We start from the raw sequence: 12,049 nt of genomic DNA on the forward strand, positions 1-12,049 counted from the left end.
GGGTTCCGCTCGGTGGATGGGGTGCAAACAGACCAATAGGCCCATCGCGCCAATAGCAACGATGAGCCTACCAGGTGAGGGTCTTCGGGTGGTTAGCTGGCGAGTGCGCCCAGGGTCACGGTGACCGTGCTCGACTTACCGTCGCGCTGGTACGTGACCTGCGCTGTGGCTCCGGCCGGCAGCACCCGAACTTGAGCGGTGAGGTCGGTGGCGTCAGTGATAGCGATTCCGTTGAACGCCGTGATCACGTCGCCTTTCTGAAGACCGGCCGCGGCGGCGGCTCCCCCGCTCGTCACATCTGCGACGGTGGCGCCGACCACCGTGGCCGACGAATCGCCGGTCGCCGCGATGGATGCACCCAGGAGCCCGTGGGTCGCCTTGCCCGTGGCAATGATCTCGTCAGAGATGCGCTTGGCGAAGTTGGCCGGAATCGAGAAGCCTACGCCGATGCTGCCCGACTGGCTCGTAGACGAACCCGATGAATCGGCGCTGGCGATGGCCACGTTGATGCCGATCAGCTGGCCGTCGGAGTTCAGCAGCGCTCCACCCGAGTTGCCCGGGTTGATGGCCGCGTCGGTCTGAATGACCGCGAGCGAAATGGCGCTGTTCGCCGACGGGGTCTGCGACTGCGTGCTGCCGCCGCCCTGGCCCGGAATGTCGAAGTTCCAGAAGTCGTAGGGGCTGCCGGTGCTGTTCGGGTCGGGGGTGGCCTGCTCGCCAGAGGTGTCGGGCGCCGCCGAAGACGCAACCGTGATGCTGCGGTTCAGCGAGCTGACGATGCCGTTGGTGACCGTGCCCGAAAGCCCGAGCGGAGCACCGATGGCAATGGCGGTGTCACCGACGTTGAGCTTCGACGAGTCGCCCCATTCGATGGGGGTCAGGCCGCTGGCGTCTTGCAGCTTGATGACCGCGAGGTCTGCAACGGGGTCGGTGCCGACCACTTTGCCCACGTAGATCTTGCCGTCGGCCGCTGTCACAGAAATGGTGGGGCTGGCGGTGGCGCCGTCGAGGGTCACCACGTGGGTGTTCGTGAGCACGTAACCGTCGGTCGAGAGAATCACGCCCGAGCCGGTGCCGGCGGTGGTGGAGTTGTCGGTGACCGAGATGGTGACGACCGAGGGCGACGCCTTGGTGGCGACCGCGGTGATGTCGTTCACGCTATTCGGGTTGTTGACGTTGATCGTCTGCGGGCTCGACGCCTGAGTCGACGAGCTGTTGTTCTGCGAGAGCGCCCAGACGCTGATGCCTGCTCCGGATGCTCCACCGATCAATGCGCCGATGACCAGTGCTGCCACCAGAGCGGCACCGCCTCGCCTCTTGGCGGGAGCGGGCGCGGTGGCGACCGGCAACGGGCGCCCATCGGGGCCGTACTGCGGGGCGCCGGCCTGCGGCTGGCCGAAGGCGCCGTTGCCGTAGTTGGGCTGGGGCGCTGCAGCGTACTGGCCGTAGGCGGGTTGTGCCGGCTGCGCGGGTTGTGCCAGCTGCCCGGGTTGTGCCGGCTGCCCGGCAACGGGGGCGACGGGCGCGGTCTGGCCGTAGGGAGGCACTCCGGCCACCGCGGCGGGGGCTGCCGGGGGTGCCGGTGCGATGACGGGAGGCACGACAGGAGCGGGCGGCAGAACCTCGGTAGGCTGCACGAGCGTCGGCTGAGCATCCGTCGGCTGGTCGGCCAGAGGCTGCACTGCCTCGGTGCTAGCGGCGTGCTCGGTGCTTGCGGCGTGCTCGATGCTTGCGGCGGGCTCGGTGCCAGCTACGGGCTCGGTGCTAGCTACGGACTCGGTGCTTGCGGCGTGCTCGGTGCCTGCTACGTGCTCGGTGCCTTCTACGTGCTCGGTGCCTGCTACGTGCTCGGGCTGCTGGGGAATGTCTGCTGCGCTGTCTGAGTTCGAGGTGCTGTCTGACACGTGGTGCTCCTTTCAAGCATGTTCAGCATTCCCGCCTTAGCTGAGCGTTTTATATGGGCAGGCTGAATACGGTCTGCCAGGTTGGTCACGACGAGGCTACGCCGCTGCGAGGCAGCGACCGCATCGCCGGTAGGTTTAGGGAATGTTGATCAGCGGTGCATGGCAGAACGCGGCAGCCGGAGCGGGCCTCTTAGCGCCCGACGGCACGATTCGGGCGACGATTTTCGCCGAGATGAGCGCGCTCGCCGAAGCGACCGGCGCCATCAACCTCGGCCAGGGCTTTCCTGATGAAGACGGCCCAGACGAGGTGCTCGACGCTGCCCGGCGTGCCATCAAGAAGGGCGTCAACCAGTACCCGCCCGGCCGCGGCTCGGTGGGTTTGCGAGAGGCAATCGCCGCGCACCAGAAGCGGTTCTACGACATCGAGGTCGACCCCGAACGTGAAGTGCTGGTCACTGCAGGCGCGACCGAAGCACTTGCTGCGACGATTTTGGGTCTCGTGGATGACGGCGACGAAGTCGTGACCCTCGAACCGTTCTACGACGCCTACGGTGCCCTCATCGCGCTGTCGCGGGCAGAACATCGCACAGTGCCTCTTCGCCTGCCCGACTTTCTGCCCGACCACGACGATCTGCGCAAGGCGGTGACCGACCGCACCCGGCTGATCGTCATCAATAACCCGCACAACCCCACGGGCGCTGTCTTGCCGCTCGACACCCTCGAGTTGATTATCGAACTGGCCCACGAACACGATGCGCTCATCGTCACCGACGAAGTGTACGAGCACCTCACGTTCGGGCTGCCGCACATTCCGATCGCGAGCCTGCCGGGGGCCTGGGAGCGAACGCTCACCATCTCCTCGGGCGGCAAGACGTTCAGCACCACGGGCTGGAAAATCGGCTGGGTGACTGGGCCGGCAAAACTGATCACCGCCGTTCTGGCCGTGAAACAGTTCTTGACCTACGTGAACGGCGCGCCGTTTCAGCCTGCCATCGCGACCGGGCTCGCCCTGCCTGACGAATACTTCGAAGGCATCGCCACAGATTTGACGAACAAACGCGATGTGCTTTCAAGCGGGCTCACCAGGGCTGGGTTCGAAGTCTTTCCGTCGGAGGCGAGCTATTTCGTCGTGGCCGACGCCGCACCGCTCGGTTACGACAATGCCGTGACGCTGTGCCGCGAACTGCCCGAGCTTGCCGGAGTTGTGGCGGTGCCCATCTCAGCGTTCTGTCACGAAGAGCTGGCCGGCGAGTACGCCTCGCTCGTGCGGTTCGCGTTCTGCAAGCGTGTCGAAGTGCTCGAGCTCGCTGCCGCGCAGCTGGCGCGGCTGGGGCGGTAGCTCCTACGCTTTGGGCGCCACCTCGAACCGGCGCAACGCCAGGGCCGGATTGACGCGGCGCACGGCAGCCACCCGTTCGGAGTCGATGAAGGCCACCGCCACGTCGGTTTGCGCCCCGATGCTCGCGACGAGCTCGCCCATGGGGTCGACGATCGTGCTGAGTCCGATGCCACCGGGCGCGGTGTGATCGGCCGCGGCTACGAAAACGGTGTTCTCGATGGCCCGTGCCGCCACGAGCGTCATCCAGTGCCGCTCTTTGCCCGGCCCCGGCACCCATTCGGCCGGAACGAGCACCAGATCGACCCCCGCATCGACGAGCCACCGAGTCGACTCAGGAAATCTGATGTCGTAACAGGTCTGCAGCCCTACGGTGAATGAGCCCACCGTGAAGGTCTGCGGATGCTCGACGGCACCCGCGCGCATCCACTCGCTCTCGCGGCCGCCAAACGCATCGTAAAGGTGCACCTTGCGGTACCGCGCAACCAATTCGCCGCTGCCGTCGAAGGCGACGAGGGTGTTGTAGTAGTGCGCGTCGTCGGCGCTTTCGATCAGGCCGGCGACCAGCACCACACCGTTGTGCCGTGCAATGGCAGCGAGGGCGGTGGCGAAGGGCCCGTCGATGGGCTCGGCTGCGGCGAGCGCGTTCGGGCCGAGCGGGCTGGAGAAGTGCGACGAGTACTCGGGAAAGACCACGAGCGCGGCACCGCGCGAGACGGCGAGCGCGGTGAGGCGCGCGATTTCGGCGAGGTTGGCCGCCGTGTCGGCGGTGGGGGCGAACTGCGCGACGGCGACGCCCACGGGGCCGCTGGGGGTAGCAACAGCGCTCATAGTCGCGCGATCGCCTTGATGGCGCGGCGTTCATCCATCGCCTTGTAGGCCTCGCCGATGTCGGCCAGCTCGAACTCGTAGTCGAAGACGAGGCCCGGGTTGATGGCGCCCGAAAGCACGTCGGTCAACAGCTCGGGCAGATAGGCCCGCACAGGTGCAAGCCCGCCGCCCAAGCCGATATTGCTGCCGAACGCCGTCTGAATCGGCACCTCGACGCCGTGCGGAACCCCCACGAACCCCACACGCGAGCCCGGGCGCGCAATCGCGAATGCCGTGGTGAAGGCCTGGCCCGTGCCCACGCACTCGAGAGTCGCATCGACGCCCACGCCGTCGGTCAGCTCGAGCACCTCGGCCACCGCGTCGTCGCCGCGCGCCGACACGATATCGGTCGCTCCGAACTGGGTGGCGATGACCTGGCGTGCGGGGTTTCGGCTCAGCGAGATGATGCGTTCGGCGCCGAGTCGACGGGCTGCGAGCACACCACAGAGCCCGACGGCGCCGTCGCCCACCACGGCGACCGTTGAGCCAGCGACGACGCCCGCTCCGACGGCGGCGTGGTGACCGGTGCCGCACACATCTGAGAGTGCCAGCAGCGAGGGGATGAGCCGGGCATCCGGAACCCCGCCGGGAACGACCACGAGCGTGCCGTTCGCCTCGGCGACCCGCACGTATTCGCCCTGACCGCCGTCGGCGCCCTGCGTCGCCCAGAAACCACCGTGCACGCACGACGACGTGATGCCGTAACGGCAGTGCGGGCACGTGCCATCGCTCCACATGAACGGAGCGATGACGAAGTCGCCCACCTTCACGGTGGTCACGTCGGCACCGACCTCTTCGACCACGCCAACGAACTCGTGCCCGATGGGCCCGCCGTGCTTACGTTTGCTCTCGCCGCGGTAGTACCAGAGGTCTGAACCGCACACGCAGGTCGCTGTTACCCGCACGATCGCATCGCCGGGCTGCTGGATGATCGGGTCTGGCCTCTCACCCAGCGAAACGTCGAACGGGGCATTGTAGACAGCAGCTCTCATAACGCATCAGCCTACCCAGCGGCGGCCGCACCTCGCGGCATGACGGTGACCGCGCAGCGCGCCCACAGCGGCACGGAGAAGCCCAGCAGTGGCACGTAGAATCGGGCACATGGTTTTCGAGCGAGTCGATCGGTTGGCCGCGGGCCGCACCGCCGGCTATCGCATCGCCGACGAATTGCGCACGCACCCCCGAACCAAGCGGGCGTTCACCGCCATCACCTGGCTGCTCGCTGTGGAGTTCGCGCTCGGCGTGACCGCCCTGGTGATCGCCCTCGTTCTCACGCTCAACGGTCAGAGCGTGTCGTGGCCGGTCTGGTTTCGGGGCGTCGTGGTTCTCGGCATCACCACGACCCTGTTCTACTTCGCCTGGCGTGCCCGCGAGGGGTACTACTGGGCGTATTCGAGGCTGAAGCTGTTCAGCAAGATCTTTCCCGTGATCACGCTGGTGATCGCCGCGATTCCGGGGCTCTACCCGCTGTGGATGATCACCGAGCAGATTCTCTTCAGCTTGGTGCTCATCGGGGTGGCCGACTACCTCTCGTCAGACCACATGCGTCAGGTGTTCGTGAAGCCGGGGACGCTGGGTGTCACCGACAGCGATAGCAACACCGACAGCGCCACCAATACCGCAGCGGCCACCAACACCGCCACGGCCACCGCCACCGCCGCGGCCACCGAGAACGCCGGGAATACCGGGCCTCGGTAGTCGGTTTTACCCCCCATGAGCACCCAAACCCTCACCCAAGACAACCACGACAGCACCGTGGCCGACGGCATCGTTCTGATCGACTTCTGGGCCGACTGGTGCGGCCCGTGCCGCCAATTCGCGCCCGTTTACGAGGCGACCAGCGAGAAGAACACCGACATCACCTTCGCGAAGGTCGACACCGAAGACCAGCAAGCCCTGGCGGCCAGCTACGGCATCACGTCGATTCCCACCCTGGTGGTCTATCGCGACGGAATCCCGATCTTCGGTCAGCCCGGCGCTCTGCCGCAACCCGCACTCGAGAACCTGATCGAACAGGTTCGCGAACTCGACATGACCGAGGTTCGCAAAGAATACGACGAGGCGATGGCGAAGCGTACCGCTGAAGGTCAGGCGGCCGCGGTGGCCGAATAGCCTGCGCAGCGGTCACCTACGCAGCAACACCCACGCATCAAAAAAGGCTCCCGATTGGGAGCCTTTTTTGTGAGCTGAGATTGTGAAGTGTGCAGCTACGCGCCATCTACGTGGCGCAGCAGCTGCAGCGGAATGAACACACCGAGGCACACCGAAACCAGGCCCGAGGCGAAGATCAGCGTCGCGAAGTCAGGAAACTGAAAGGCCAGACCGAACAGGTACATGCCGCCGATGAACAGCACGAGCGAAACGATGAGCGTGACGACCGTCACGACTCCCCCGGTCGACTGCCGAGATTCTACGGGGCCCTTACCTAACTGTGTCATGGCATCTATCTTAGGGCCTCGAGGCACTCACGACTCGCGCACCACGTCGGTAACGGCCTTGTCGGTTCGCCAGCCGCGCCAGCTCGGCTGACGGAGGTGATTCGAGGCTGTCCACTCGGCAAATTCCACCTCGCCGACGAGTTCGGGCGTCAGCCAGCGGGCATCGCGGGCGACGTCGCGCGGAACGTCGATGAACGGGGAGGTCTTTCGGCCGAGTTTCTCGAAACGGGCATCCATTCGGCTGAGCTCGGCGTCGCTGAAGCCCGTTCCGACGCGGCCGACATATCGCAGGCCGTCGTTCTCGGGTACTCCGAGCAGGAGCGAGCCGACGCCGTCTGCGCGCCGACCGGCGCCGGGCCGCCACCCGCCGATCACCACTTCTTGGCTGAGGTGGTGTTTGATCTTGATCCACGAGCGAGAACGGCGGCCTGCCGTGTAGGTGCTCTCGTGTTTCTTCGCCATGACCCCCTCGAGGCCCAACGTCTTGCTGGCCGCGAAGGCTGCCTCGAAGTCGCCGGCGAAGGCGGCGGGCACCTGAACGACCGAACGGGCATCCGGTCGCACCGTCTCTTCGAGCAGCACCCGGCGCTCGTCGTAGCTGTGCCGTAGCAGCGACTGCCCATCGAGGCTCAGGATGTCGAAGGCCAGGTAATGCACGGCGACCGCGGCGAGCGCACGTTTGACCTCAGCCTCACCCTGAAGGTTCATGCGCTGCTGCAGGCGGCTGAAGCTCGGCCGCCCCTTCGAATCGAGGGCGACGATCTCGCCGTCGAGCACGAGCTCGTGCGAGCCTGCCGCGGCGCTCAGGCCGTCGAGCAGATCGGGGTACGCGGCGGTGACATCGTTGCCGTTGCGGGTGAGCAGGCGCACGCCCGAGGCGTCGAGGTAGGCGACGGCGCGAATGCCGTCCCACTTCATCTCGTAGGCCCAGGCCTCGGTGCCGCTGATGTCTTTCTCGGCGCCGAGGGTGGCGAGCATCGGTGAGATGGGGGGCGGCGCACTCGGGGTGGCCGGTTTCGGGGTGGCCGGCTTCGAGGTGGCCGGTTTAGAGGTGGCCGATCGCGCAGTGGCGCTGGCAGGGGTTCGCGCCGACTCCCGCGCCGCGTTGATGGCGGGCGCCTCGTCGTCGGGCTGCGGCGGCAGCTTCGCGTGACGCTCTTCGCTCGCCGCGCTGTAGTGCGGTTCCATCAGGTGGATGAGCCAGTTCTGGGGCGCCTTCGAACCGCCGCCCGAACCGGTGTGGATGAGGGCGAACTTACGATCGCCGCCGAGTCCGCCCTTCTTCGTGCCGTGCAGTGTCGCAATGATCTCTTTACCATCCCGCCACTTCTCGAGGTCGTAGGTGCCTTCATCCCAGATCTCGACCACGCCTCCCCCGTACTCGCCCTTCGGAATGGTGCCCTCGAACGACCCGTACTCGAGCGGATGATCTTCGGTCTGCACCGCGAGATGGTTCACCTTCGTTTCGGTGGGAGTGCCCTTCGGCAGCGCCCACGAGACGAGCACGCCGTCGTGTTCGAGGCGAAAATCGTAGTGCAGCCGAGACGCGTTGTGCTTCTGAATGACGAAGGAGTTGCCGCCGCCTGGGGCCGGCCGGGCATCCGGAACCGGCTCGGGAGTCTTCGCCTGATCGCGCTTGGAGCGGTAGGTATGCAGGCGGTCGGGTTCGGAGGTCTCGGGGCTCGAAGCACGCGAAGAACCCGACGAACCAGAAGAACCAGAACCTGACGCGCCCGAGACACTCTCGACCGACACCTCGCCCCCGGCCGACGAGGTGATCACCGCGAGCGGGTCGCCGCGCCGCTTCACCCGCGCGAGCACCTCGGTGAAGTCGAGCTGCGCGAGCGAGGGCGACGCGAGTTCGCGCCAGGTGCGCGGCGCCGCGACCATGGGGTGCGATCGGCCGCGCAGCGAATACGGCGCGACAGTGGTCTTCGAGCCGTTGTTCTGGCTCCAGTCGACCAGAACCTTGCCCTGCCGAAGCGTCTTCTTCATGTCGCTGACGATCAGGTCGGGGTGGTCGGCCTCGAGAATGCGGGCGAGCTCGTGCGCGACCGCCGACACCTGATCAGAGGTCTGGCTGCCGTCGAGCGCGGCATACAGGTGGATTCCCTTACTTCCGCTCGTGACCGGCATCGGTTCGAGCCCCATGCCCTGCAGAAGCTCGCGGGCGTATTTCGCCACCTCGGCGCACTCGGCGAGGCCCGTGCCGTCACCCGGGTCGAGGTCGAGCACCAGCCGGTCGGGGTTGTGGCGCACTCCGGTGCGGCCGAACCGCCACTGCGGCACGTGCAACTCGAGCGCGGCGATCTGAGCGAGCCAGGTGAGCGTGGCGCGGTCGTTCACGAGCGGGTACTCGTTGTCGTGGTCTGAGTGCTCGATGGCGCGGCGTTTCACCCACGTAGGCGTGCCGTCGCTGAGGTTCTTCTGAAAGAACATGTCGCCCGGATGCTCGGCGGTACCCACCCCGTTCACCCACCGTTTTCGTGTGGCCGCGCGATCGCGAACGTACGGCAGCATCAGGTCGGCGATCTCGGAGTAGTACCGCAGAACATCCGCTTTCGTCGTGCCTGTTTCTGGGTAGATGACCTTCTCGAGGTTCGTCAGCCTGATGCGGTGGCCGTCGACGCTGACCAGCACGTCGTTCGCCGAACCGCCGGATGTGCCTCTCGAAGAGGCCGTGCGCGCCGGTGTCATAGCGCTATTGTGCGGCGGCGGGGCGTCAAGGCACTAGCTCTTGACGGCCGTTTGGTGAAAAACTCATGACATGAGATCAATTTGGAAGGGCGCCATCACCTTCGGGCTGGTGAATGTACCGGTGAAGGTCTACAGCGCAACCGAAGATCACGATATTTCGCTGCATCAGGTGCACGATGCTGACGGCGGGCGCATCCGGTATCAGCGAGTGTGCGAGATCGACGGCAAGGTCGTCGAGTATGCGCACATCGACAAGGCCTACGACGACGGCGAGCGAACCGTCATCATCACCTCAGACGACCTCGCGTCGTTGCCAGCCGAGAAGAGCCGCGAGATCGATGTCGTGGAATTCGTGCCGAGCGAACAGGTCGACCCCATTCGCTTCGACCGCAGCTACTTTCTCGAACCAGACTCGAAGTCGTCGAAGGCGTACGTTCTGCTGCGCCGCACCCTCGAAGAGACCGACCGCACGGCCATCGTGAAGTTCGCCCTACGGCAGAAGTCGCGGCTCGCCGCCCTGCGCGTGCACGGCGACGTTCTGCTGCTGCAGACGCTGCTGTGGGACGACGAGGTGCGCGACGCAAAATTCTCGTCGCTGGATGACCGCCCCACCGTCTCCGCCAAAGAACTCGAAATGTCGGCGCGACTCGTCGACTCGTACTCCTCTGACTTCGAACCGCACAAGTTCAGCGACGACTACCAGGTGCAGCTGCGCCAGCTCATCGACGCCAAACTCGAGGCCGGCGACGCTGTCGACACCGAGTCCACCTTCGGCGAAAGCGCGAACGACTCCGAAGACTCGGGCGGTGAGGTTCTCGACCTGATGGAGGCTCTGCGGCAGAGCGTGGAGAAGAGCCGGGCGAAGGGTTCTGACACGTCGAAGCCGGCGCGGGCGCCGCGCAAGTCCGCGGCGAAGAAGCCAGCCTGAGCGCTCGGGCGGCGCTCGGTGGGCGCTCGACCGGCGCGGCCCCGCTCGGCCGACCGTTTTGGGCAGATAGTTGTCGCTTTAACGGTTTTCTCCCAATTTCGGCCGATAGCCTCTGCGCGTGCCAGCCGATGACAGCTCAAAGCCCGCCTCCACACCGAACGGCGGTTCGGCGAAGCAGCTGAGCGTCAAGCAAGAACGCGAGGCTCGCCGGGCTGAAAAGGTCGAGGCGATGAAGCGCGCGCAGGCGAAGGCCACACGCAACCGTCGCATCGCCTTCGGTTCAGGGTTCGGCGTTCTCGCGCTGATCGTGGTTCTGGTCATCGTGTTCGTGGTGACCGGTGGCAGTTCGACGCCCGCGCCGGTGGCGACTCAGGCTGACGGCGTGCAGACCTTCACCGGGCTCACCCGCAATCACGTCACCGGCACGGTGAAGTACGCCCAGGTGCCGCCCGTGGGTGGCGATCACAACCCCGTCTGGCTGAACTGCGGAATCTACGACCAGCCGGTGCCGAACGAGAACGCCGTGCACGACTTGGAGCACGGCGCCGTGTGGGTCACCTATGACGCCACGAAGATCACCGGAGACCAACTGACGGCACTGCGTGCCGAGCTACCGACCACGTACATCGTGCTCTCGCCGTATGCCGGGCTGCCCTCGCCCGTGGTGGCGTCGGCGTGGGGCGCGCAGATTCAGCTCACCGGGGTCGATGACACAAGGCTCAAAGACTTCTTGAACACGTATTGGCAGTCGCCGAACGCCCCCGAGCCCGGTGCGGCCTGCACCGGTGGGTTGACCGCGCCCGGCCTGGTGTCGTGAGCGAAGAGGTCTCAGATACCAGCGCGGGCGGCAGTCGCGTGCGGCTACGCATCGCGCTCGTTCTCGGGGCCGTGCTGCTGCTCGTGGTGGGCCTCGTCGTCGGCCGCGTGACCACACCCGTCACCACGACGCCCGGCACTCTGAGCGCCGAGGCGGGATTCGCCCGAGACATGCAAGTGCATCATCAGCAGGCCATCGACATGGCCCTGATCATCCGTGACGAAACAACCGATCCTGAGATTCGCCAGCTCGCCTACGACATCGCGACCTCGCAGGGGCAGCAGGCCGGCCAGATGTTCGCCTGGCTGAATCTCTGGGGCCTGCCACAGTCCTCCCCCGTGCCCGCGATGACGTGGATGACCCTGCCCACCCTCGACCAGACCGACGCCCAGCACGGCATGAACATGAGCTCGGTCGCGACCACCGATGCCGCTATCGCGGCGTCGCCCACCATGCCGGGCATGGCGAGCCAAGCCGATCTCACGCGCCTCCAGTCGCTCACCGGTGTCGACGCCGAAAAGCTGTTCTTGACGCTGATGATCGCTCACCACCAGGGCGGAGTCGAAATGGCGGATGCCCTGGTGGCCCGCTCGACCAATCCCGACGTTCTGGCGCTGGCGAACACCATCATCACGGCGCAAACCAGCGAGATCGCTTACATGCAGCAGCTGCTCGCTGCTCGTTCGTAAAGTTTCTCGGCGATGCCGTCACCTTCGCCGATTCGGCTCTGAAGAGCTGCGTGGCGACTCAGCTCGGGGTTTCACCCGCAGCATCCATTTCACGAGCGCAACTGCAGAGCCTCACCGCTCTCAGCTGCGAGCGCGATCAGATTGCCGATATCACGCCCCTGTTGACCTACCAGTGGAACCGTAATGGAGTGCTCATCATCGGCGCCACGGCGGCGACCTGGGTGTTGACGAACTCAGACGCGGGCACGAGCATCACGGTCATCGTCACGGGAACGAAATCGGGCTACTCCCCCATCTCGACAATCAGCGCGGTCACCCCCGTTTTGGCCAACAAGTAGCCGGCGGCACTTCGGAGTGAGCCCAGTACGCC

Annotated in this window: 12 protein-coding genes; 7 read left to right on the plus strand and 5 right to left on the minus strand. The window is 65.9% G+C overall.

All coding sequences use genetic code 11. The features are described from left to right. Nucleotides 1-92: 92 nt before the first annotated feature. Nucleotides 93-1,904 carry a trypsin-like peptidase domain-containing protein gene (locus IEX24_RS09930; protein WP_229715212.1) on the minus strand — a complete coding sequence of 604 codons (1,812 nt, stop codon included), beginning with the start codon at nucleotides 1,902-1,904 and terminating at the stop codon, nucleotides 93-95. Between the two features lie 142 nt (nucleotides 1,905-2,046). On the opposite strand from IEX24_RS09930, the gene IEX24_RS09935 reads away from it, so the two are divergent. Beyond that, nucleotides 2,047-3,243: an aminotransferase class I/II-fold pyridoxal phosphate-dependent enzyme gene (locus IEX24_RS09935; RefSeq protein ID WP_188677572.1), complete on the plus strand. Its 1,197-nt coding sequence runs from the start codon at nucleotides 2,047-2,049 to the stop codon at nucleotides 3,241-3,243. A gap of 3 nt (nucleotides 3,244-3,246) precedes the next feature. Here the strand turns inward: IEX24_RS09935 and IEX24_RS09940 are convergent, their stop codons facing one another. Both IEX24_RS09940 and IEX24_RS09945 read right to left on the minus strand, forming a co-directional pair. Further along, on the minus strand, nucleotides 3,247-4,071 hold the full coding sequence (locus IEX24_RS09940; RefSeq protein ID WP_188677575.1) for a carbon-nitrogen hydrolase family protein: 825 nt from the start codon (nucleotides 4,069-4,071) through the stop codon (nucleotides 3,247-3,249). Next, nucleotides 4,068-5,102: a zinc-dependent alcohol dehydrogenase family protein gene (locus IEX24_RS09945; RefSeq protein ID WP_188677577.1), complete on the minus strand. Its 1,035-nt coding sequence runs from the start codon at nucleotides 5,100-5,102 to the stop codon at nucleotides 4,068-4,070. Before IEX24_RS09945 ends, IEX24_RS09940 begins: the two co-directional genes overlap by 4 nt. Nucleotides 5,103-5,211: 109 nt before the next feature. Here IEX24_RS09945 and IEX24_RS09950 point away from each other — a divergent pair, with 109 nt between their 5' ends. Both IEX24_RS09950 and trxA read left to right on the plus strand, forming a co-directional pair. Beyond that, entirely contained in the window at nucleotides 5,212-5,808 is a 597-nt protein-coding gene (locus tag IEX24_RS09950) for a hypothetical protein (RefSeq protein WP_188677580.1), read from the plus strand. Between the two features lie 15 nt (nucleotides 5,809-5,823). Beyond that, nucleotides 5,824-6,222: a thioredoxin gene (gene trxA, locus IEX24_RS09955; RefSeq protein WP_188677584.1), complete on the plus strand. Its 399-nt coding sequence runs from the start codon at nucleotides 5,824-5,826 to the stop codon at nucleotides 6,220-6,222. A gap of 95 nt (nucleotides 6,223-6,317) precedes the next feature. Here the strand turns inward: trxA and IEX24_RS09960 are convergent, their stop codons facing one another. Beyond that, nucleotides 6,318-6,548 (minus strand): hypothetical protein, encoded by a 231-nt coding sequence (locus tag IEX24_RS09960; protein ID WP_188677587.1) that lies wholly within the window; start codon nucleotides 6,546-6,548, stop codon nucleotides 6,318-6,320. 27 nt (nucleotides 6,549-6,575) lie between these two features. Beyond that, nucleotides 6,576-9,245, minus strand: a complete 2,670-nt coding sequence (locus IEX24_RS09965) for an ATP-dependent DNA ligase (protein ID WP_188677590.1) — start codon at nucleotides 9,243-9,245, stop codon at nucleotides 6,576-6,578. A 70-nt stretch (nucleotides 9,246-9,315) separates the two neighbouring features. Between IEX24_RS09965 and ku the strand changes: the two genes are divergently transcribed. From ku to IEX24_RS09985, 4 genes are all read left to right on the plus strand, one after another. Next, complete coding sequence (ku, locus tag IEX24_RS09970; protein WP_188677593.1) at nucleotides 9,316-10,173, plus strand: non-homologous end joining protein Ku; 858 nt, start codon at nucleotides 9,316-9,318, stop codon at nucleotides 10,171-10,173. A 118-nt stretch (nucleotides 10,174-10,291) separates the two neighbouring features. Continuing rightward, nucleotides 10,292-10,990 (plus strand): thioredoxin-like domain-containing protein, encoded by a 699-nt coding sequence (locus IEX24_RS09975; protein WP_229715213.1) that lies wholly within the window; start codon nucleotides 10,292-10,294, stop codon nucleotides 10,988-10,990. Then, nucleotides 10,987-11,679 carry a DUF305 domain-containing protein gene (locus tag IEX24_RS09980; protein ID WP_229715214.1) on the plus strand — a complete coding sequence of 231 codons (693 nt, stop codon included), beginning with the start codon at nucleotides 10,987-10,989 and terminating at the stop codon, nucleotides 11,677-11,679. The genes IEX24_RS09975 and IEX24_RS09980 overlap by 4 nt, the downstream gene beginning before the upstream one ends. A gap of 50 nt (nucleotides 11,680-11,729) precedes the next feature. Further along, nucleotides 11,730-12,017: a hypothetical protein gene (locus IEX24_RS09985; protein ID WP_188677595.1), complete on the plus strand. Its 288-nt coding sequence runs from the start codon at nucleotides 11,730-11,732 to the stop codon at nucleotides 12,015-12,017. Nucleotides 12,018-12,049 lie beyond the last annotated feature (32 nt).

Source organism: Subtercola lobariae, from assembly GCF_014640255.1.
In the GTDB taxonomy this organism is placed as follows: Bacteria; Actinomycetota; Actinomycetes; order Actinomycetales; family Microbacteriaceae; genus Subtercola; species Subtercola lobariae.

What these genes read in the sequence shown, in the direction of transcription:
- trxA (WP_188677584.1), top strand. Translation starts at nt 5,824, where the DNA reads ATGAGCACCCAAACCCTCACCCAAGACAACCACGACAGCACCGTGGCC.
- IEX24_RS09945 (WP_188677577.1), bottom strand. Translation starts at nt 5,102, where the DNA reads ATGAGAGCTGCTGTCTACAATGCCCCGTTCGACGTTTCGCTGGGTGAG.
- IEX24_RS09950 (WP_188677580.1), top strand. Translation starts at nt 5,212, where the DNA reads ATGGTTTTCGAGCGAGTCGATCGGTTGGCCGCGGGCCGCACCGCCGGC.
- IEX24_RS09940 (WP_188677575.1), bottom strand. Translation starts at nt 4,071, where the DNA reads ATGAGCGCTGTTGCTACCCCCAGCGGCCCCGTGGGCGTCGCCGTCGCG.
- IEX24_RS09935 (WP_188677572.1), top strand. Translation starts at nt 2,047, where the DNA reads ATGTTGATCAGCGGTGCATGGCAGAACGCGGCAGCCGGAGCGGGCCTC.
- ku (WP_188677593.1), top strand. Translation starts at nt 9,316, where the DNA reads ATGAGATCAATTTGGAAGGGCGCCATCACCTTCGGGCTGGTGAATGTA.
- IEX24_RS09965 (WP_188677590.1), bottom strand. Translation starts at nt 9,245, where the DNA reads ATGACACCGGCGCGCACGGCCTCTTCGAGAGGCACATCCGGCGGTTCG.
- IEX24_RS09960 (WP_188677587.1), bottom strand. Translation starts at nt 6,548, where the DNA reads ATGACACAGTTAGGTAAGGGCCCCGTAGAATCTCGGCAGTCGACCGGG.